This window comes from Kitasatospora purpeofusca, from assembly GCF_036010405.1.
Taxonomy (GTDB): domain Bacteria; phylum Actinomycetota; class Actinomycetes; order Streptomycetales; family Streptomycetaceae; genus Kitasatospora; species Kitasatospora purpeofusca.
The window spans coordinates 5,021,704-5,042,382 of the sequence record NZ_CP108561.1 but is presented as its reverse complement, the minus strand read 5'-3'; the positions used below and the strand labels follow the sequence as shown (position 1 = coordinate 5,042,382).

Below are 20,679 nucleotides of genomic sequence, written 5' to 3'. Positions count from 1 at the left end.
ACCCTGAGCGGGTGGCGATCACCGAGAACGGCAGTACCCACCGTGCCGCGCACCGCGCCACGCTCTTCGGCCTGCTCCGGGGCCGCGACTTCCGCCGGCTGCTGACCGCCAGGGTGCTGTCCCAGCTCTCCGACGGCGTGTTCCAGGTGTCGCTCGCCGCCTACGTCGTCTTCTCCCCCGAGAAGCAGTCCTCGCCCGCCGACATCGCCTCGGTACTGGCCGTGATGCTGCTGCCGTTCTCGGTGATCGGCCCCTTCGCCGGCGTCCTGCTGGACCGCTGGCGCCGCCGGCAGGTGCTCTACCTGGGCAACCTGGGCCGCTTCGGACTCGGCCTGCTCACCGCCGGACTGCTCCTGGTCCAGGCGCCGACCTGGCTCTTCTTCGCCTCCGCGCTGCTGGTCACCGCGCTCAACCGGTTCATCCTGGCCGGACTGTCCGCCGCGCTGCCCCGGGTGGTGCGGGCCGAGCAGCTGGTGACCGCCAACGCGCTCTCCCCCACCCTGGGCACCGTCGCGGCGGCCTGCGGCGGCGGTCTCGGCTTCCTGCTGCACCAGGTGATGGCGCCGGGCCCCCGGGCCGACGCCGCCCTGGTGAGCCTCGCCGCGCTGCTCTACCTGTCCGCCGCGCTGGCCGCGCTGCGGATGGACAAGGACCTGCTCGGCCCGGGCAACCACCCCGGCCGGCCCGCGATCGGCCAGGCCCTGGCCCAGGCCGCCCGCGAGCTGCGGGCCGCCGTCACCCATCTGGTGCGGGACCGCCGACCGGCGGCGCACGCGCTGGCCGCCGTGACCGCCGCCCGGTTCTGCTACGGCGTGCTGATCGTCGTCGTGGTGATGCTCGCCCGGTACACCTTCAACGACCCGGCGGACAGCGCGGCCGGACTGGCCACCCTGGGACAGGCGGTCGGCCTCTCCGCCGCCGGGTTCTTCATCGCGGCGGTGATCAGCCCCTGGTGCAGCCGCCGGCTCGGGCTGGCCGGCTGGATGACGCTCTGCCTGGCCGCCCCGGTGGTCTTCGTGCCCGTGCTCAGCCTCGGCTTCAGCCTGGTGCCCTGCCTGATCGCGGCACTGCTGCTCGGCGTGGTCACCCAGGGCACCAAGATCTGCGCCGACACCGTGGTGCAGGAATCGGTCGAGGACGAGTTCCGGGGCCGGATCTTCGCGATCTACGACGTGCTCTTCAACGTCGCCTTCGTGGCCGCCGCACTGGTCACCGCACTGGTGCTGCCGCTCTCCGGCCGCTCGGTCACGGTCGTGGCCGGCGTCTCCCTGGTGTACGCGGCCTCGGCCGCGCTCTACCTGCGCGCGGCCCGCCGTACCGGCCCGCTCCCCGGCGACCCGGCCCGCTGACCACGGCCGTCCGCCCGGGCGGCCCCTGCACCCCGGCGGCGTCGTTCCGAGTCGCTAAGGTACGTCAGATCTGTCGCAGCGGCAGCACTCTGTCTCGGGGGACAATCTGATGAGCACACCACCCGGTCCGTACGGCCCGCCTCCCGGCTACGGCGCCGCGCCGCAGCCCTACGGTCCCCCGGCTCCCCAGCCGTACGGCCAGCCCCAGCCGGTGCCCGCGGGCTACGGCGCCCCGCCGCCCCCGCCCGGGTACGGCCACCCCGGCGCGCCGCAGGCGGCCCAGCCCTACCCGCAGCCCGGTCACCCCCAGCCCGTCCACCCGCAGGGTCCCTACCCGCCCGCGCCGTACCCGCAGGCCCCGCAGGCGCCCGGTCCGTACGGGCACGCCTCGCCGCACGGCTACCCGCCGGCCGCGCCGCCGCCCGGACCGGCCGCGAAGGGCCGCGGCAAGGCCCGGCTGAAGGCGGTCGGCCTGGTCCTGGGTGTGATCGCCCTGATCGTCGGCTACTTCGTCAGCGACCCCAGCGTCAGCAGCGCCAAGGCCGGCGACTGCGTCAAGGCCTCCGGCTCGCGCGACGTCTCGGTGGTCAAGTGCACCGACAGCAAGGCGAACTACAAGGTGCTCGCCAAGTTCGAGTCCACCACCGACACCGGCAGGTGCCGCGAGACCGCGGGCACCACCAGCACCGTCTCGGGCAAGAGCGGCCGCCGCTGGAACAAGAAGCGCTACGTGCTCTGCCTCGGCCCGCTCGCCGGCGTCCCGCCGGTCAAGAAGTCCTGACCGTCCGCCACCTGATTTTCCCCGGGGGATCCCCTTGTCCGTTCCGCCCCAGATGCCGTACGGCTCGCCGCCGCCCGCCGACGGTGCCAACCCGTACGCCACCGGCAACCCGTACGCCGGCGCACCGGCCCCGCAGCCGGTGGGCGCGCCGGCCCCGGCCGGCTACGGCTACCCGGCCGCACCGCCGCCGGCCGCACCCGGCTACGGCGCGCCCGCCCAGGCCCCGCCGGGGGGCTACGCGTACCCGCCGCAGGCCGGGGGCTACCCCGCACCGGCCGGCTACGCCCCGCACGGCGGTCCGGTGTGCCGGTTCTGCGGCGGCTTCCCGGCCGTCGAGACGACCGTCCGCGGCCACCAGGGCATCATCGTCATCATGCGGTTCCTGAAGCAGCCGGGACCGTTCTGCCGCACCTGCGGCACCGCCGTGGTCCGCGACATGTCCGCCCGCACCCTGGTGCAGGGCTGGTGGAGCTACCTCTCCGGCATCTTCACCGTGGTCACCCTGCTGCGGAACCTCGCCGCCCACAACAGGATCAAGGACCTGCCGCCGCCGGCGCCCGGCACCCACGGGCCGCAGCTGGACCCGGGCGTGCCGCTCACCAAGCGGCCGCACATCTTCATGCTGCTGCTGCCGGTGCTCGGGATCGTCTCGTGGATCGTCCTGATCTCCACCGGCGCGCTGTTCGCCGCCACCAAGCACGACGACAGCCCCTACCGCCCGCTGGTGATGCCCTCGGTGACCGTGCCGGCCTTCCCGTCGCCGACCTTCCCGTCCGTCCCGGCGGCGACGGTGCCCCCGGCGACGGCCCCGGCGGTCCCGGTGCCGACGATCACCCTGCCGACGCCGTCCGCGACCAAGGTGGCCAGCGACATCGACACCGCCAAGGCCGGCGACTGCCTGCGCAACGAGAACGGCACCACCGCCACCCACGACGCCAGTCCGCGGATCACCATGCTGCCCTGCGGCGACCCGAAGGCCCAGTACAAGGTGCTCAAGAAGGTCTACGGGACCAGCGACAACGACAAGGCCTGCGAGAACGTCACCGGTGCCGAGAGCACCTACACCCGTGATTCCACCACCGAGGCGCTCAGCTTCGTGCTCTGCCTGAAGAAGCTCTGAGCCCGCGCGCGGGCCCGTACCCGGGCCCGCGCCGACCGCGCGCCGACGGACGAGGGGTGGCCCCGGGAGGACCCGGGACCACCCCTCGCGGCACCACGCGCGCTACTGCTGGGCGGCCCACCAGTCGCGCAGCGCGGCGACCGCCGCGTCGTGCTCCATCGGGCCGTGCTCCAGCCGCAGCTCCAGCATGTGCTTGTACGCCTTGCCGACCGAGGGGCCGGGCCTGAGACCGAGCAGCTCCATGATCTGGTTGCCGTCCAGCGCGGGGCGGACGGCGTCCAGCTCCTCCTGCTCCCTGAGCTCCTCGATCCGGCCCTCCAGGCCGTCGTAGGTGCGGGAGAGCGCGGCCGCCTTCTTCCGGTTCCGGGTGGTGCAGTCCGAGCGGGTCAGCTTGTGCAGCCGCTCCAGCAGCGGGCCGGCGTCGGTGACGTAGCGGCGCACCGCCGAGTCGGTCCACTCGCCGCCGCCGTAGCCGTGGAAGCGCAGGTGCAGCTCGACCAGCCGCGAGACGTCCTCGGTGAGCTCCTTGGAGTACTTCAGGTCCCGCATCCGCTTGCGGGTCATCTTGGCGCCCACCACCTCGTGGTGGTGGAAGGAGACCCGGCCGTCCTGCTCGAAGCGGCGGGTGCGGGGCTTGCCGATGTCGTGCAGCAGCGCGGCCAGCCGCAGGGTGAGGTCGGGGCCCTCCCGCTCCAGGTCGACGGCCTGCTCCAGAACGGTCAGCGAGTGCTCGTAGACGTCCTTGTGGCGGTGGTGCTCGTCCCGCTCCAGGCGCAGCGCCGGCAGCTCCGGGAGGACGTGGTCGGCCAGGCCGGTGTCGACCAGCAGCCGCAGGCCCTTGACCGGGTGCGCGGCCAGCAGCAGCTTGTTCAGCTCGGCCTGCACCCGCTCGGCGGAGACGATGGTGATCCGCTCGGCCATCGCGGTCATCGCCGCGACCACCTCGGGGGCCGGCTCGAAGTCCAGCTGGGCGGCGAACCGGGCGGCCCGCATCATCCGCAGCGGGTCGTCGGAGAAGGACTCCTCGGGCGTGGCGGGGGTGCGCAGCACCCGGGCCTCCAGGTCGTCCAGGCCCCGGTGCGGGTCGACGAAGGCCCGGCCGGGCAGGTCGACGGCCATCGCGTTGACCGTGAAGTCGCGGCGGACCAGGTCCTGCTCGATGGTGTCGCCGTAGCTCACCTCGGGCTTGCGGGAGGTGCGGTCGTACGCCTCGGAGCGGTAGGTGGTGATCTCGATCAGGAAGGAGCCCTCCGGGGTGTCCTTGCGCGCGCCGACCGTGCCGAAGGCGATGCCGACGTCCCAGACCGCGTCGGCCCAGCCCTTGACCAGCTTCAGCACCTGTTGCGGACGCGCGTCGGTGGTGAAGTCGAGGTCGTTGCCGAGCCGGCCCAGCAGGGCGTCCCGGACCGAGCCGCCGACCAGCGCGAGCCGGTGCCCGGCCGCCTGGAAGCGGCGGGCGATCTCGTCGGCGACCGGGGAGACCCGCAGCAGTTCCTGCAGACCCAGGGTCTGCGCCTCGCTCAGGCCGGGGACGACCTGGACGGCGGAACTGGAATGATGGGTGCCGGTCGGGTGGGCGGTGGGCTCATTGGCAGTGGACACGGCTCACAAGGGTACGTGGCCCGGCGGCCCGGTCGCCCGCGTGTTTCCGACGGCTCACTCCCCGGCCCGCAACACCGCACCCCTCACCACATCGTTACCATGCCGGTGGAACGAGTCCGGATGCACCGAGCACGGGCCGCGGTGCTGTGCGCCGCCACGGCCACCGGGGCACCGGACCACCGCATTTTCTTCACGGCTGCTCCTCACGGCATCCCACGGCCGACGGAACATCCGCAGCAGCACGGCAGCAGCAGCAGCGATCGAGAACGGCGAGGGCGAACCCGTGAGCGAGGGCGAACCGCGTGAGTGAGCCGGCACGGCACCCCGGTCCGGAGGCGGACCGGCGCCCCGGGCGGGTCCTGGGACGAACCGTCCGGCGGCTGGCGGGCGCGCTCGGCGCCGCGCTGGTGCTCGCCTCGGCGCTGCCCGGCGGCTCCGCCGGCGCGGCTCCGGCCGGGGGGACCAGGCCGGTCTCCGACACGGCGGTCAGCGCCGAGCTCCCGGTGACCATGACCATCGAGTCGGTGAGCAAGCCGGTCGCCGTCCAGAGCGGCACCGTGACGATCACCGGGCATGTCACCAACGCCGGCAGGTCGGTGCTGAAGTCCGCGCACGCGGCCGTCCGCCGCCCCTGGCCGAGCAAACCGCTCACCACCCGCAGCGAGCTCGCCTCGGTGTCCTCCCGGAGCGTCCCGCTCAACGCGGACGGCATCTCGATGGACAGCCCGCAGTACGCCCTCAACGAGCTGGGCCCCGGCCAGAGCCAGCCGTACACCCTCAGCGTCGCCGTCGCCGACCTGCAGTTCTCCGGCGAGGGCGTGTACGAGCTGGCGGTGGACGTCTGGGGCTCGACCGCCGACAACCAGCGCGACCGGCCGCTGGGCATCGCCCGCAGCTTCCTGCCCTACAACCCGTCCCCGGCCGACGCCCAGCCGTCGAAGGTGACCACCCTCTGGCCGCTGGTGCACGCGCCGGTACTGGCCGCGCAGACCCTCTCCGAGAACGACCAGACCGTCCCGGTGCTCCGGGACGACAGCCTGGCCACCGAGTTCGCCCCCGGCGGCCGGCTGTACGCGCTGGTCGACACGGGCGCCGCGCTGACCGGGCTGACCTGGTTGGTGGACCCGGACCTGCTGGACACCGCGTTCGCGATGACCAAGCGCTACGTGGTGCAGAAGCCGGGCACCGCGGGCAACGCGGCCAAGGAGGACAACACCGTCGCCGGCACCGGCACCGCCGCCGCCACCGCCTGGCTGGAGAAGCTGCGGGCCGCCGTGGCCAAGCCGGGCAGCCAGGTGGTGGCGCTGCCGTACGCCGATCCCGACCTCGCCTCGATCGCGCACAACGCCCCCGAGCTGGAGGGCATCGACACCGCCCTCGGCAAGGCGGCCACCGCCGGGCAGCTGACCGTCGAGGGACGGCTGTCGGTGGACACCCGGGCCGATGTCGCCTGGCCCTACCGGGGCTACCTGGACCAGCGGATCGCCGCCGTCGCCCAGCGCACCGGCAACAACCTGGTGCTGGTCAACGGCGGGAGCATGCCCGAGTCCGACACGCTGAAGTACACCCCCTCGGCCACCCGGCAGATCGGCAACGGGCAGACCGCGCTGGTCGCCGACCAGCTGATCTCCTCGCTGTTCGAGGGCGGGCTCACGACCCAGGAGGAGCAGACCCGGGCCGTCCAGCGGTTCCTCGCGGAGACCTTCGTGATCTCCCGCCAGGAGCCGCAGAACCCGCGCGGCCTGCTGGTGATGCCGCCGCGCGAGCTCGACGCCGACGGCGCCAAGGTGCTCGCGACCGCCCTCCAGGCGGCCCAGGACGGCAAGTGGGTGGAGCCGGTCAAGCTGGACGCCCTCGCCCAGCTGCCGGCGGACCCCAAGGCGAACGCGACCGTCCCGGCCCCCGCCGACTACCCGGCCCGGGCCCGCGACTCGGAGCTGTCCGCGTTCGACCTGACCACCACCACCCGGATCCAGACCGACCTGGACACGCTGATGCGGGTGCTGACCCTGCCGCAGCGGGTGCGCGGCCCGTTCAGCGCCGCCATGGTCCGCTCGCTGTCCACCGAGTGGCGCGCCGAGGGCTCGGCCGGGGCCGACTACCGGGAGGGCGTGAAGCGCTACCTCAAGGAGCTGACCGGCGCGGTGAAGGTGCCGCCGAAGCGGGAGATCACCTTCGCGGGCGACACCGGAGTGCTCCAGGTCAGCGTCCGCAACGACCTGACCCAGACGGTCACCAACCTGAAGCTGGTCCTCACCCCGGCCCAGCCCAACCGGCTCCGGGTCGAGCTGCCGACCGAGGAACTGGTGCTGCCCGCCTCGCAGAGCGTCACCCTGCGCTTCCCCGCCGAGGCGAAGAACAACGGGCCGGTGAGCATGACCGCCCAGCTCTACACCACCGGGCCGAACCCGCAGAAGTACGGCGAGCCGGTGACGTTCACCGTCCAGGTCACCTCGGTGACCAACGGGGTGCTGTACGTCTTCGGCGGCGGCGTGCTGCTGCTCCTGCTCGCCGCGCTGCGGTTCGTCCGCCAGCGCAAGCGGCGGGTGGCGCACGGCGACGAGGGCGACGCGCCGCTCGCCCCGCGGGACGGCGGGACCGGCCCGGACGGCACCGACGGACCGGGCCGGGCCGAGGGCGGGGACGGCCCGGGGACCGCCGCGGACGCCGCTGAGGCGGACCGCCCGGCCGGCCCGGAACGTCCGGAAGGACGCGGAGCGGCGCGGACACCGCGCGACAGCAGCGCGGATGGCCGGGATCGGGCCACCAGTGATGAGAAGGTTGGTCCTTGACAGCGCCGATACCGCCCGACTCCGGAGCGGCCTCCCCACGACAGCGAAGAGGTGACATGACCGGGCGCAGCGAGGAGCGGCCTCCGGGCCGCGGAGAGGGCCGCCCCGGGGCCGAGTCGCCGTCCGGCGACTGGTACGTGGCCGACACCTACGCCCAGGACCCGTACGCGGCCGACGCGTACCGCGACGGTCCGGGCGAGCCGGACCCGTACGGTCTGCGGACCGCCCCGCCCGCCGCGCCGCAGCAGCCGGTGGCCGCGTACGACGTGCCGCCGCAGCTGCCGCCGCAGGGCGGCGACTACCCGGCACCGGTGCCGCCGACGCCGTTCGGCCCGCCGGTGCCCCCGGTCCAGCCCGGCTGGGACACCCCCGCGGGGGCGGACTGGCGCGACGACCGGCCGCAGCAGCAGAACGTCCCGGCGACCCCCGCGGCCCCGGTCCCCCCGGCCGAGGGCTGGGGCGGGCAGCAGCAGCAACAACAGTGGCAGCCCGGACCGGCGCACTCCGCCTGGGACTCGGAGTCCACCGAGTACGTCGGGGTGGACTCGCTGTTCGGCGGCGGCCGGACCACGGCCGAGGCCCCGCGCCCGCCGGCCCAGGCGTCCCCCCAGCAGCACCCCGCCCAGCAGCACCCGGTCCAGCAGCCCGGCGCGCAGCCGCCGGCCGCCTCCGTCCCGCCCGCGCCGTTCCCCCCGGCCGGCGCGTACCCGGGACAGCACGCGCCGCAGCACGGCCCGCAGCCCCCGTACGGCCACGGCGGCCACGGCGGCCACGGCGGCCGCGGCGGGCAGGACGGCCCCCGGCCGTTCGTGCCGCCGATCGAGTTCGACCCGCCGCTCTCCGAGGAGGAGGCCACCCTCCAGGTGGCCGCGGTGCAGCTGCCGCCCGCCGTGGAGCCGCTCGCCGACCTCGCGGCCGAGGAGCACGCCCGCCCCGCGGACGCCGCTCCGGCCGCGCCCGCCGAGCAGCCCGCCGCCGGCGGGAAGATCGCCTCGGTACTGAGCTCCAGCGCGATCATGGCGGCCGGCACCCTGGTCTCTCGCGGCACCGGCTTCCTGCGCACCATGGTGATCGCCGGCGCGATCGGTATCGCCGTGATGGGTGACTCCTACAACGCCGCCAACACCCTGCCGACCCTGCTCTACATCCTGATCGGCGGCGGCGCGCTGAACGCCGTCTTCGTGCCGCAGCTGGTCCGCAGCATGAAGAACGACGCGGACGGCGGCACCGCCTACGCCAACCGGCTGCTCACCCTGGTGATGGTCGGCCTGGCCGGCGTGGTCTTCCTGGCCGTGCTCGGGGCGCCCGTGCTGGTCCAGCTGATCGCCCACCCGATGATGGAGAACCCGGCCCGCGCGGACACCACCGTGGCCCTGGCCCGATACTGCCTGCCGACCATCTTCTTCATGGGCATCCATGTGGTGATGGGCCAGATCCTCAACGCCCGCGGCCGGTTCGGCGCGATGATGTGGACCCCGGTCCTCAACAACCTCGTGGTGATCTTCACCTTCGGCGCCTACATCTGGGTCTACGGCGGCTTCGACGGCACCCAGGTCAGGCCGGAGACGATCACCCCCGAGGGCGTCCGGCTGCTCGGCATCGGCACCCTGGTGGGCCTCGCCGTGCAGTCCCTGGCGATGATCCCGTACCTGCGGGCGGCCGGCTTCTCCTTCCGGCCGCGCTTCGACTGGCGCGGGCACGGCCTGGGCAAGGCCGCCCGGCTGGCCAAGTGGACGTTCTTCTTCGTCCTCGCCAACCAGGCCGGCTACCTGGTCATCACCCAGCTGGCCACCGCCGCCGGCGCCGACGCCGAGACGGGCGGCCACGGCGGCGTGGGCCTCGCGGCCTTCTCCAACGCGCTGCTGATCTGGCAGCTCCCGCAGGCCGTCATCACCGTCTCGATCATGAGCGCGGTGCTGCCCCGGCTGTCCCGCGCGGCCGCCGACGAGGACGCCGGCGCCGTCCGCGACGACATCTCCTACGGACTGCGCACCACCGCCGTCGCGGTCGTCCCGGCCGCGTTCCTCTTCCTGGCGCTCGGTCCGGCCATCGGCCAGTCCATCTACGCGGTGGGCGGCGGCGACACCGCCCTGGACAACGCGCGCAACGTCGGCCTGATGCTCTCCGCCTTCGCCCTCGGCCTGATCCCGTACTCGGCGCAGTACGTGATGCTCCGCGGCTTCTACGCCTACGAGGACACCCGCACCCCGTTCTCCAACACCGTGTGGGTGGCCGCCTGCCAGGCCGGCTTCTCGCTGCTCTGCTGGGTGCTCCTGCCCCCGGAGTGGACGGTCACCGGGATGGCGTTCGGCTACGGCCTCGCGTACGCCATCGGGGTGACGGTCGCGGTGCCCAAGCTGAAGAAGAAGATCGGCGGGCTGGACACCAAGCGGATCGGCAAGACCTACTCCCGCCTCACGACGGCCTCCGTCCCGGCCGCGGTGGTCGGTCTGGCCGTCAGCCTGGCGGTCACCAGGGTCGTCGGCGGCTGGGCCGGCGCGGTCCTGACGGTCGTCCTGGCCGGCGGACTCCAGCTGGCCGTCTTCGTGATCATCGCGAAGAGGCTGCGGATCGAGGAACTCAACGCCATGCTGGGTATGGTGCGCGGCCGACTGGGCCGCTGAATCGGGGTCGGGCCGCCACCGGGCCCCGGGTCGTCCCGGGACCGGCAGGGCGGCCCGGCGTCGGATCTGCACCACATCTCTCCACCAACAGGCAACCGCGCGGACCTTTCGGCGGTCGTACCCGGTGGAGAACAGTGGGCACAATTGTCCTGGAGCACCGGAGTCACCCGCCGATGCGCTCCAACGACTCTCTCTCAGGCCCGGGGCGACACAAGGGGAGGCAGGACCACGGTGGCTGATGGCACCAAGGCGGTCGTCGACACATCGGCAGCTGACGGGGCGGCGGACGAGGCCGCGCTCGCGGCGGCGATCGACGAACTCGCCGACGGCACGGCCCGGGCCACCTCGGCCGGATCCCCCGCGAAGAAGGACGGCGGCGGCACCGACAGCCGCGCGGCCGCCGGGACCACCGACGGGGAGGCCCGGGCCGCGCGCCCGACCGCTCCGGCCGTGACCGCCCCGGCCCCGACCCCTCCGGCCGCGAGCGCGCCCGCCACGACCGCTCCGGCCCCGGGCGAGCCGACCCCGGAGACGACCGCCCCGCTGTCGGTCTCCGAGATCGCCGCCGAACTGGCCTCGGGCGACGCCGGCACCGGCCGGACCGACCCCGCCCCGGCCGCCGCGGCACCCGCCAAGCGCCCCCCGCGGGACCCGCAGCCGACCCACGACCCCCGGGACACCGCCACCCTGCCGCAGACCCTGCCCGCCCCGCAGCGGCGCAGCGGCGACATGATCGGCCACCGCTACCGGCTGGAGGAGTGCATCTCCTCCACCGAGACCTTCAGCAGCTGGCGCGCGGTCGACGAGAAGCTCCGCCGGGCGGTCGGCGTCCACCTGATGGCCTCCGGCCACCAGCGCGCCCGCAAGGTGCTGGCCGCCGCCAAGTCCGCCGCCCTGCTCGGCGACCCGCGCTTCGTGCAGGTCCTGGACGCCGTCCAGGAGGGCGAGCTGGTCTACGTGGTGCGGGAGTGGCTGCCGCACGCCTCCGACCTCGCCAAGCTGCTCTCCGACGGGCCGCTGGAGCCGCACGAGGCCTACCAGATGGTCCGCCAGGTCACCGACGCGGTGGCCGCCGCCCACCGGCGCGGCCAGGCCCATCTGCGGCTCACCCCGCGCTGCGTGCTGCGCACCGACAGCGGCCAGTACCGGATCAACGGCATCGCGGTGGACGCCGCGCTGCGCGGCCTCGGCGGCGAGGGCGGCGAGGTCGGCGGGGAGGACGCCGAGCGCGTCGACACCCGGGCCATCGGCGCCCTGCTGTTCGCGGCCCTCACCCACCGCTGGCCCTACCCCGAGGACCGCTACGACCTCAAGGGCCTGCCCAGGAACCTCCGCGAGGTGGCACCGGAGCAGGTCCGCGCTGGCGTCCACAAGGGCCTGTCCGAGCTGGCCGCCAGAGCCCTGCTCGACCACCCGCCGCACCACGCCGAGCCGATCACCACCCCCGACGGCCTGGCCCGCGCGATCGCCCTGATGCCGCGCATCCGCCAGCCCCAGCCCGAGCTGCCGGCCTTCACCAGCCCGCCGCGCCACAACACCCACGCGCTGCCGACCGCGCCCAACCCGACCCGGGTGGTCGCCGCCCCCGGCACCGCGCCGGCCCCGGTGGTCGCCCCGGTGCGGCGCAGCGGACGACGGCTGCGCACGGTGGTCAAGGTGACCGCGTCGGCGGTCGCCCTCGGCGCCATCGGCGTCGCCTCCTGGCAGCTGGTGGACAACCTGCGCACGGGGAGCACGGCCGTCGCCTCCCCCCAGGCCAGCTCCACCTCCGCCACCCCCACCGCCCACACGGCCACCCACGACCCGGCTCCGATCCCGGTCAAGGACGCGCTGTCCTACAACCCGCTGGGTGAGAAGGCGGACGGCGCGGCCAGCCTGCCCAAGGCCATCGACGAGGACCCGGCCAGCGAGTGGCAGACCAACTGGTACAGCGACGCGTTCGGCTCCAAGCCCGGCACCAAGGAGGGCACCGGGCTGCTGCTCGACCTCGGCTCGGCGCAGACGGTCTCCAAGGTGACCCTCAAGTGGAGCACCGCCACCACGGCCGAGCTCCGGATGCCCGGCAAGAGCGTCGGCAACGCGCAGACCGCCAAGCCGGGTGATTTCACCGTCCTGGGGAAGAAGGCCGGCACCGCGGTCGAGTACAACCTGGACAGCCCGGTCACCACCCGCTATCTCTTGATCTGGCTGACCAACCTGTCCAAGAATCCGGACAGCGGTCCGAACCCGGGCAAGTACCAGGCTTTCCTCGGCGACGTGAAGGTCTTCGGCTAACCCGCCGACCGCGGTGGCGGGGCACGAACGACGAGGGGTGGACGTGGCGCAGGACGGACCGGAGCGGGCCGACGACGACGCGGCGCTCCTCGCCCGGCACGTCGGCGGCGACCGGGAGGCCTTCGGCCTGCTGGTGAACCGCCACCGGGACCGGCTCTGGGCCGTCGCCCTGCGCACCCTCGGGGACCGCGAGGAGGCCGCCGACGCCCTCCAGGACGCCCTGGTCTCCGCCTTCCGCTCCGCCCACACCTTCCAGGGCCGTTCGGCCGTCACGACCTGGCTGCACCGGATCGTGGTCAACGCCTGCCTGGACCGCGCCCGCCGGGCGGCCACCCGTCGGACCAAGCCGCTGGACGACGACCCGCAGCGGCTGGACGCCCTGGTCGGCTCGGCCGAGCCGGCCGACTCCCCGGTGGTGCGCGCCGAGGTGCACCGCGAGCTGTCCGCCGCGCTCGCCGAGCTTCCGGTCGAGCAGCGGGCCGCGCTGGTCCTGGTCGACATGCAGGGCTATCCGGTCGCCGAGGCGGCCGAGCTGCTGGGGGTGCCGGTGGGCACGGTGAAGAGCCGCTGCGCCCGGGGACGGGCCCGGCTGCTGCCGCTGGTCCGGCATCTGCGCGAGGAGCCGGACCCGGGGTCGCGGGGGAGCGGTGTTTCACGTGAAACACCGCCCTCGGGCGACACCTCCCGACCGCCGGGGAACCCACCCGGCCGCCGCACCGTCACAGGGACAGCCCCGGATCCAGCCCGGCCGATTCTGGAAGGAGATGCGAGCACGCGATGACGGCACCGCCCTCCTCCCCCGACCCCACCGCCGGACCGCACCCCTCGGTCGGCGAACTGGCCGACCTCTCCGAGGACCTGCTCGCCCCCGCCGAGGCCGGGGCGCTCCGGGATCACCTGTCCGGCTGCGCCGACTGCCGGGAGACCGTCGACGCGCTCGGCGAGGTGCGGGACCTGCTCGGCGCGGCCGAGGCCCCGGCCGTGCCCTTCGATGTCGCCGCCCGGATCGACGCCGCCCTGGCGGCCGCCGCCGGAGCGCCCACACCGGCCACAGCGCCCACCGCGGCGCCGGTTGTACCGGCCGCCCGGCCCGCGTCCGGCACGCCGCCGAAGGCCCCCCCGGCCCGCTCCGCCGCCGGCACCGGCCCGGGACGGGCCCGGCGCGGGCGCCGGAGGGCCCTGCTGCTCGGCTCGGCCGCCGCGCTGCTCGCCCTCGGCCTCGGGGGCGCCTTCCTGTCCCTGTCCTCCTCCGGGCGGCAGGACCTCAGCGCCACCGCCGACGCGGCCGCCCGCCCCGCCGCCGGCACGGCCGCCCCGGAGAGCTCCGCCGCCGGGGCCAGGACCGACCGTTCCCCCGACGGCACGGTCTACCGGGACGACCTGCTCGCCGCCCAGGTCGGGCAGCTGCTCGCCGCCTCGGGCACCGCCCGCCCGGTCAAGCCCTCCGCGGGCCCCGGTTCGGTCCCCGGTTCGGGTGCCGATCCGGGCCCCGCCACCGAGTCCTCGAAGGCCCCCGGAGCGTCCGCCGTACCGCCTGCGGGGAGCGACCAGGGCCTCGTCGGCGGCAACCGCTCCACCCCGGCCTGCCCGCCCCCCAGCACCGCCGCCCTGCTGGCCACCGACCGGGGCAGCTACGCCGGCACGGCCGCGGACCTCCTGGTGTACGCCCTGCCGGGCCGCCCCGAGCTGCTCGACGTCTACCTCCGCGCCCCCGACTGCGGGCCCGTCCTGCGGCATCTGACCGTCCCCAAGCCCTGACCTGTGGTTCCCGTGCGATCCATGCCCCCGGCCGCGCGACACTCCCACAGTGCGGTCGCCTGGTACTGATCCCCCTGGGAATGCGAGACACTGGTCAGTCGTTGTCCCGGGCGGCGGAGCAGGACCGCCCTCCCCGCAGCAAACGCGGGTCGCGATGCGAACCAGGAGATGCAGTGAGCGACGTCCGTAACGTGATCATCATCGGTTCCGGCCCCGCCGGTTACACCGCCGCCCTCTACACGGCCCGCGCCTCCCTCAAGCCCCTGGTCTTCGAGGGTGCCGTCACCGCCGGTGGCGCGCTGATGAACACCACCGAGGTCGAGAACTTCCCGGGCTTCCGGGACGGCATCATGGGTCCCGAGCTGATGGACAACATGCGGGCCCAGGCCGAGCGCTTCGGCGCCGAGCTGATCCCGGACGACATCGTGTCGGTCGACCTCACCGGCGACATCAAGACCGTCACCGACTCCGAGGGCAACGTCCACAGGGCCCGCGCGGTGATCGTCACCACCGGCTCCCAGCACCGCAAGCTCGACCTGCCCAACGAGGACAAGCTGTCCGGCCGGGGCGTCTCCTGGTGCGCGACCTGCGACGGCTTCTTCTTCCGCGACCAGGACATCGCGGTGGTCGGCGGCGGTGACACCGCCCTGGAGGAGGCGACTTTCCTCTCCCGCTTCGCCCGCAGCGTCAAGGTGATCCACCGCCGGGACACCCTGCGCGCCTCCAAGGCGATGCAGGAGCGCGCCTTCGCCGACGAGAAGATCAGCTTCGAGTGGGACAGCGCCGTCGAGGCCATCCACGGCGACCCGAAGCTGACCGGTGTCACCCTGCGCGACACCACCACCGGCGAGCTGCGCGAGCTCCCCGTCACCGGCCTGTTCATCGCGATCGGCCACGACCCGCGCACCGAGCTCTTCAAGGGCCAGCTGGAGCTCGACGCCGAGGGCTACCTCAAGGTCGAGGCCCCCTCCACCCGCACCAACATCCCGGGTGTCTTCGCCGCCGGCGACGTCGTCGACCACACCTACCGCCAGGCCATCACCGCCTCCGGCACCGGCTGCTCCGCCGCCCTGGACGCCGAGCGCTACCTGGCCTCGCTGGCCGACCTGGAGGCCCAGGCCGCCACCGTCGCGGTCTGACCCGAAGCGATCCACCGTCCGGACGGGTGTGTTCCACGTGAAACACACCCGTCCCCGCCGGGCCGAAACAGATCCGCCCCGTGCGGTGTTGTAGACCTGGCAGCCCCTCGCCCGCTTGACCCCTAGGAGTGACCGTGGCCGGCGCCACCACCACCGTGACCGACGCGACGTTCGATGCGGACGTCCTCAAGAGCGACAAGCCCGTTCTCGTCGACTTCTGGGCCGAATGGTGCGGCCCGTGCCGTCAGGTCGCCCCGGTCCTGGAGGAGATCGCGGCCGAGCACGGCGACAAGCTCACCATCGCCAAGCTCGACGTCGACGCGAACCAGCAGACCGCCGCGACGTACAACGTGATTTCCATCCCGACCCTGATCCTCTACAAGAACGGCGAGCCGGTGAAGCAGATCACCGGTGCCCGTCCGAAGGCCGCGCTGCTGCGCGAGCTGGACGGCCTGATCTAGGTCCGTCCCCCGGAACGCCACGAGGGCGGGACTCCCCACCGGGAGTCCCGCCCTCGTCCGTCGTCCCCGTCCTTGTCCGTTGGCCCCGCCCTCCGGTGCCTCCGGCTCCGGGCCCCCGCGGCCCGCTCAGAACGGCCGCAGCGCCGGTTCCTTCCGGCCGCCGCCCAGCAGCCGCTCCAGCGCCCCCTCGACGTCCCCCCGCCAGGAGAGCGCGGTCCGCGCCTCCAGCCGCAGCCGCGGGTAGCGGTGGTGCGGGCGGACCGTCTTGAAGCCCACCGCCAGCAGGTGCTCGGCCGGCAGCACACAGCTGACCGGCTGGCGCCCCACCGCCCCGAAGGCCTCGATCGCCCGGAACCCCCGGCCCAGCAGGTCCTTGGCCACCGTCTGCACCAGCACCCGGCCGATCCCCTGCCGCTGGAAGCCCGGCAGCACCCGGCTGACCATCAGCTGAACGGCGTCCGAGGCGACCGGGCTGGTCGGGAAGGACTGCGAACGCGGCACGTACGCGGGCGGGGCGTAGAGCACGAACCCGGCCGGCTGCTCGTCCACGTAGACGACCCGGCCGCAGGACCCCCACTCCAGCAGCACCGCGGAGATCCACCCCTCCTTCTCCAGCTCGGGCTTGCCGGACTCCACCGCCGCCCGGCCGCTGACCGGGTCCAGCTCCCAGAACACACAGGAGCGGCAGGTCGACGGCAGGTCCGCGAGGTTGTCCAGCGTCAACGGAACGATCCGGCGTCCCATGCCCCGCACCTCCTCGTCCACTCCACAGTCGAGCGTTCCCCCCGAATGCCGATGGGTGCATGTTTCACGTGAAACAGCGCCCACGTGGAACATGCACCCATCGCGTGCCGCGATCGGCCCGGCTCAGCCCTGCGACAGCCGCAGTCCGTCCTCACCGGGCGCGAGGCTGTCCAGGATCCGGTTGAGGTCCTCCACGGAGCCGAACTCCAACACCACCTTGCCCTTGCCGAGCTTGCCGGCGCGCTGCGAGACCTCGACCTTCACCCGGGTCTCGAAGCGGTCGGAGAGCCGGCTCGCCAGATCGTTGAAGGCCGGCGAGAGGATCTTCCCGGCCTTGGGCGCCTGGCGCTTGGGCCGCTCCTCCCGGTCCATCAGCGCGACGATCTCCTCGGTGGTCCGCACCGAGAGCCCCTCCGCGACGATCCGCTTGGCCAGCTCCTCCTGCCGCTCCGGGTCCGGCGCCCCGAGCAGCGCCCGGGCGTGGCCCGCGGAGAGCACCCCCGAGGCCACCCGCCGCTGGACCGCCGGCGGCAGCTTCAGCAGCCGCAGGGTGTTGGACACGTGCGAACGCGAGCGCCCGATCCGGTCCGCGAGCTCGTCATGGGTGCAGGAGAAGTCCCGCAGCAGCTGGTCGTAGGCGGCCGCCTCCTCCAGCGGGTTGAGCTCCGCCCGGTGCAGGTTCTCCAGCAGGGCGTCCAGCAGCAGCTTGTCGTCCTCGGTGGCCCGGACGATCGCCGGGATCTGCTCCAGCCCGGCCTCCCGGGAGGCCCGCCAGCGCCGCTCGCCCATGATGAGCTCGAAGCGCCCCGGGGCGGACTGGCGCACCACCACCGGCTGGAGCAGGCCCACCTCCTTGATCGAGGCGACCAGCTGGGCCAGCTTGTCCTCGTCGAACACCTCGCGCGGCTGACGCGGGTTGGGGGTGATCGCGTCCAGCGGGAGTTCGGCGAAGTAGGCACCCTCCACCCGGGCCAGCTCCGCCTCGGCGGCGGCCTGCTCCCGCAGGCTCTCCGCAGCGGCCTTCGCCGCCAGCGTGCCCCGGCCCGAGGGCAGCGTCGGCACCGCCGTGGGCGACACCGCGCCGGACGGGCCCACCGGGACCGCGGGCTGCGCCGCGCCCCCGGCTCCTCCGGCTGCCGGGGCCACCGGGGAGATCAGCGCCCCGAGTCCTCGTCCCAGACCCCTGCGACCACTCACCGATTGCCCTCCGTCGTACCGTGCTGTGCCACCGGGGCGCCCTGCTGCCCCGAACCGTCCCGCTGCTGCCCCACCAACGAGCCGCCGCCCGCGACGGACACCGCCCGCAGCGCCAGCTCCCGGGCGGCCTCCAGGTAGGAGAGCGCACCGGTGGAGCCGGGGTCGTAGGTGAGCACCGTCTGACCGTAGCTGGGCGCCTCCGAGATCCGCACCGAGCGCGGGATCGCGGTGTGCAGGACTTCCTGCGGGAAGTGCGTCCGGACCTCCTCCGCCACCTGGGCGGCCAGTCTGGTCCGGGCGTCGTACATGGTGAGCAGGATCGTGGAGACGTGCAGCGCCGGGTTGAGGTGCGCCCGGACCAGCTCGACGTTGCGCAGCAGCTGGCCGAGGCCCTCCAGCGCGTAGTACTCGCACTGGATCGGGATCAGCACCTCCTGGCCGGCGACCAGGGCGTTGACCGTCAGCAGGCCCAGCGAGGGCGGGCAGTCGATCAGGATGTAGTCCAGCGGCTGCTCGTACGCGGCGATGGCGCGCTGCAACCGGCTCTCCCGGGCCACCAGCGACACCAGCTCGATCTCCGCGCCGGCCAGGTCGATCGTGGCGGGGACGCAGAACAGCCCCTCGACCTCGACCACCGGCTGGACCACGTCGGCCAGCGGCTTGCCCTCCACCAGGACGTCGTAGATCGAGGGCACCTCGGCGTGGTGGTCGATGCCGAGTGCGGTCGAGGCGTTGCCCTGCGGGTCGAGGTCGACCACCAGGACCCGCAGCCCGTGCATGGCCAGCGAGGCGGCGAGGTTGACGGTGGTGGTGGTCTTGCCCACCCCGCCCTTCTGGTTGGCCACCACCATCACCCGGGTGGCGGCCGGCCGGGGCAGTCCTTCGCCCGCTCGGCCGATGGCCTGGACCGCAGCCTGGGCGGCACGCGCGATGGGCGTGTCATCGATCTGGTCGATGGTCTCCGAGTCCTGCATGGGGCTCAGTGTTTCACGTGAAACCGGAGCGGCAACAGTCACCGCCCGGCTGCGGGCGAGGATTCCCGAGAGCAGAGAGCGACGTTTCACGTGAAACACCATGCCCGCAATGTCGGAATTCTGACGATGCGACACTCCGGGGAACCCCGAGTCGTCCTGTCGGCCGCCCTCCCGTCACCAGAACGTCGGACGGGCTCCGCGAGGGCCGGGGACGACCACGGGCGGGTGGTCCGAGGACCACCCGCCCGTGTCATGTCCCACCCGGGTGTCAGCGGGGACGCCGCCGGGGGTTGCGGGTGCGGTCGCCGCCGCGGGTCGCGCCACCGGCACCGGCCCGGCCGGCCCTGGCGGCGGCCCTGGCCCGACGGGTCGCCGCCCGCACACCGCCCGGGCTCTCGCCCACCTTGACCTGGATCACCCGGGTCGAGGTCTCCAGGGTGCCGTCGCCGACCGAGATCACCGACCACTCCACCCCGCCGAGCTTCGACAGCCCGGCCCGCGAGTCGGCGAGCTCCTGCTCCGCACTGTCACCCTTGAGCGCCAGCATCTGGCCGTACGGCTTCAGCAGCGGGAGGCCCCAGCCGGCCAGCCGCTCCAGCGGCGCCACCGCACGCGCGGTCACCACCTCCACCGCGACCTTGCCGACCATCTCCTCGGCCCGGCCGCGGAGCACCGTGACGTTCTCCAGACCGAGCTCGCGGACCACCTCCTCCAGGAAGGTGGTCCGGCGCAGCAGCGGCTCCAGCAGGGTGACCGAGACGTCCGGGCGGGCCAGTGCCACCGGGATGCCGGGCAGCCCGGCGCCGGAGCCGACGTCGCACAGCGTCGTCCCGGCCGGCAGCAGCTCGGCGAGCACGGCGCAGTTCAGCACATGGCGGTCCCAGAGCCTGGGCACCTCGCGCGGGCCGATCAGCCCCCGGGTCACGCCTTCGGTCGCCAGCAGCTCGGTGTAGCGGACGGCGGCGTCGAACCGCTCGCCGAAGACCTCCCGGGCGACGGCCGGCGGGGCCGGCGGCGGCTCGACCGCCGGTCGCCCGCCCGCGGACGCGCTCCCGGCGTCCGGACCACCGGCCCCCGACTCCGGCTCTCCGGCAGGCACGCTCTCCGTGTCCATCTCGACCTCTCCGCTCCCCGGATCCACCGACCCGCTCCTGCACCGTTTCACGTGAAACATCTCTCGCCGGGCCAGCGCCCCGCGAAGGGACGACGACCCCGCCCGCGCGTGGCGGACGGGGTCGGGTCCTCGTGTCGCATGCCGGCCGCCCTGGCGGCCGGCGGTCGCCCGGCCGTCAGGCCGGCAGCACGACCACGCAACGCTGGGGCTCCTCGCCCTCCGACTCACTGCGCAGACCGGCCGCGGCCACCGCGTCGTGGACGACCTTGCGCTCGAACGGGGTCATCGGACGCAGCTTGACCTGCTCCCCGGAGCTCTTCACCTGCTCCGCGGCCTGGGACCCGAGGGTCGCCAGCTCCGTGCGCTTGCGGGCCCGGAAGCCGGCGATGTCCAGCATGAGGCGGCTGCGCTCGCCGGTCTCCCGGTGGACCGCCAACCGGGTCAGCTCCTGCAGCGCCTCCAGCACCTCGCCGTCCTGGCCGACCAGCCGATGCAGGGCCCGGTCGTTGCCGTCGCTGACGATGGAGACCAGGGCGCGGTCGCCCTCGACGTCCATGTCGATGTCACCGTCGAGGTCCGCGATGTCGAGCAGACCCTCCAGGTAGTCCGCCGCGATGTCGCCCTCCTGCTCCAGGCGGACGACGATGTTCTCGTCGGCGCCGGGGGCGGCCTCGGCCTCGGCCTCGACGGCGGAGGTGGTGCCTTCCGTCACTGATGGACTCCTTCGGGGATGGGCCCGCTTGGTGGGCC

General features: G+C 74.0%; 16 protein-coding genes. 10 read left to right on the top strand and 6 right to left on the bottom strand.

The genetic code is table 11. From position 1 onward, the window contains the following. Window positions 1–11: 11 nt before the first annotated feature. From OG715_RS22365 to OG715_RS22355, 3 genes are all read left to right on the top strand, one after another. On the top strand, window positions 12–1,349 hold the full coding sequence (locus OG715_RS22365; protein WP_266270633.1) for an MFS transporter: 1,338 nt from the start codon (window positions 12–14) through the stop codon (window positions 1,347–1,349). Window positions 1,350–1,458: 109 nt separating this feature from the next. Continuing rightward, complete coding sequence (locus OG715_RS22360) at window positions 1,459–2,130, top strand: LppU/SCO3897 family protein (RefSeq protein ID WP_266270632.1); 672 nt, start codon at window positions 1,459–1,461, stop codon at window positions 2,128–2,130. A 34-nt stretch (window positions 2,131–2,164) separates the two neighbouring features. After that, on the top strand, window positions 2,165–3,250 hold the full coding sequence (locus OG715_RS22355; RefSeq protein ID WP_266270630.1) for an LppU/SCO3897 family protein: 1,086 nt from the start codon (window positions 2,165–2,167) through the stop codon (window positions 3,248–3,250). A 102-nt stretch (window positions 3,251–3,352) separates the two neighbouring features. Here the strand turns inward: OG715_RS22355 and OG715_RS22350 are convergent, their stop codons facing one another. Beyond that, complete coding sequence (locus OG715_RS22350) at window positions 3,353–4,774, bottom strand: CCA tRNA nucleotidyltransferase (RefSeq protein WP_266271781.1); 1,422 nt, start codon at window positions 4,772–4,774, stop codon at window positions 3,353–3,355. Between the two features lie 380 nt (window positions 4,775–5,154). Between OG715_RS22350 and OG715_RS22345 the strand changes: the two genes are divergently transcribed. The 7 genes from OG715_RS22345 (at window position 5,155) to trxA (ending at window position 15,900) form a co-directional block, all read left to right on the top strand. After that, on the top strand, window positions 5,155–7,644 hold the full coding sequence (locus OG715_RS22345) for a DUF6049 family protein (protein ID WP_266270629.1): 2,490 nt from the start codon (window positions 5,155–5,157) through the stop codon (window positions 7,642–7,644). Between the two features lie 56 nt (window positions 7,645–7,700). Then, entirely contained in the window at window positions 7,701–10,268 is a 2,568-nt protein-coding gene (gene murJ, locus OG715_RS22340; RefSeq protein ID WP_266270628.1) for a murein biosynthesis integral membrane protein MurJ, read from the top strand. A 231-nt stretch (window positions 10,269–10,499) separates the two neighbouring features. After that, window positions 10,500–12,542, top strand: a complete 2,043-nt coding sequence (locus OG715_RS22335) for a protein kinase family protein (protein ID WP_266270627.1) — start codon at window positions 10,500–10,502, stop codon at window positions 12,540–12,542. Window positions 12,543–12,585: 43 nt separating this feature from the next. Then, a complete protein-coding gene (gene sigM, locus OG715_RS22330) occupies window positions 12,586–13,323 on the top strand; it encodes an RNA polymerase sigma factor SigM (RefSeq protein WP_266270626.1) in 738 nt (245 codons plus the stop codon). Next, complete coding sequence (locus OG715_RS22325; protein ID WP_266270625.1) at window positions 13,320–14,300, top strand: anti-sigma factor family protein; 981 nt, start codon at window positions 13,320–13,322, stop codon at window positions 14,298–14,300. The genes sigM and OG715_RS22325 overlap by 4 nt, the downstream gene beginning before the upstream one ends. A gap of 173 nt (window positions 14,301–14,473) precedes the next feature. Further along, entirely contained in the window at window positions 14,474–15,439 is a 966-nt protein-coding gene (trxB, locus tag OG715_RS22320; protein ID WP_266270624.1) for a thioredoxin-disulfide reductase, read from the top strand. Window positions 15,440–15,573: 134 nt separating this feature from the next. Beyond that, complete coding sequence (trxA, locus tag OG715_RS22315) at window positions 15,574–15,900, top strand: thioredoxin (RefSeq protein ID WP_045938899.1); 327 nt, start codon at window positions 15,574–15,576, stop codon at window positions 15,898–15,900. Between the two features lie 126 nt (window positions 15,901–16,026). Here trxA and OG715_RS22310 read toward each other — a convergent pair whose 3' ends face one another. From OG715_RS22310 to OG715_RS22290, 5 genes are all read right to left on the bottom strand, one after another. Next, window positions 16,027–16,644, bottom strand: coding sequence for a GNAT family N-acetyltransferase (locus tag OG715_RS22310; RefSeq protein ID WP_266270623.1), 618 nt, complete (start codon window positions 16,642–16,644; stop codon window positions 16,027–16,029). A gap of 123 nt (window positions 16,645–16,767) precedes the next feature. Beyond that, the gene (locus OG715_RS22305; protein WP_266270622.1) at window positions 16,768–17,841 is read right to left on the bottom strand and encodes a ParB/RepB/Spo0J family partition protein; all 1,074 of its coding nucleotides are present in this window, start codon (window positions 17,839–17,841) and stop codon (window positions 16,768–16,770) included. Beyond that, window positions 17,838–18,815 (bottom strand): ParA family protein, encoded by a 978-nt coding sequence (locus tag OG715_RS22300; RefSeq protein WP_323182148.1) that lies wholly within the window; start codon window positions 18,813–18,815, stop codon window positions 17,838–17,840. The genes OG715_RS22305 and OG715_RS22300 overlap by 4 nt, the downstream gene beginning before the upstream one ends. Before the next feature lie 268 nt (window positions 18,816–19,083). Next, complete coding sequence (gene rsmG, locus OG715_RS22295; RefSeq protein ID WP_266270621.1) at window positions 19,084–19,929, bottom strand: 16S rRNA (guanine(527)-N(7))-methyltransferase RsmG; 846 nt, start codon at window positions 19,927–19,929, stop codon at window positions 19,084–19,086. Between the two features lie 175 nt (window positions 19,930–20,104). Beyond that, window positions 20,105–20,641, bottom strand: coding sequence for a Jag family protein (locus OG715_RS22290; protein ID WP_266270620.1), 537 nt, complete (start codon window positions 20,639–20,641; stop codon window positions 20,105–20,107). Between the last annotated feature and the right edge of the window lie 38 nt (window positions 20,642–20,679).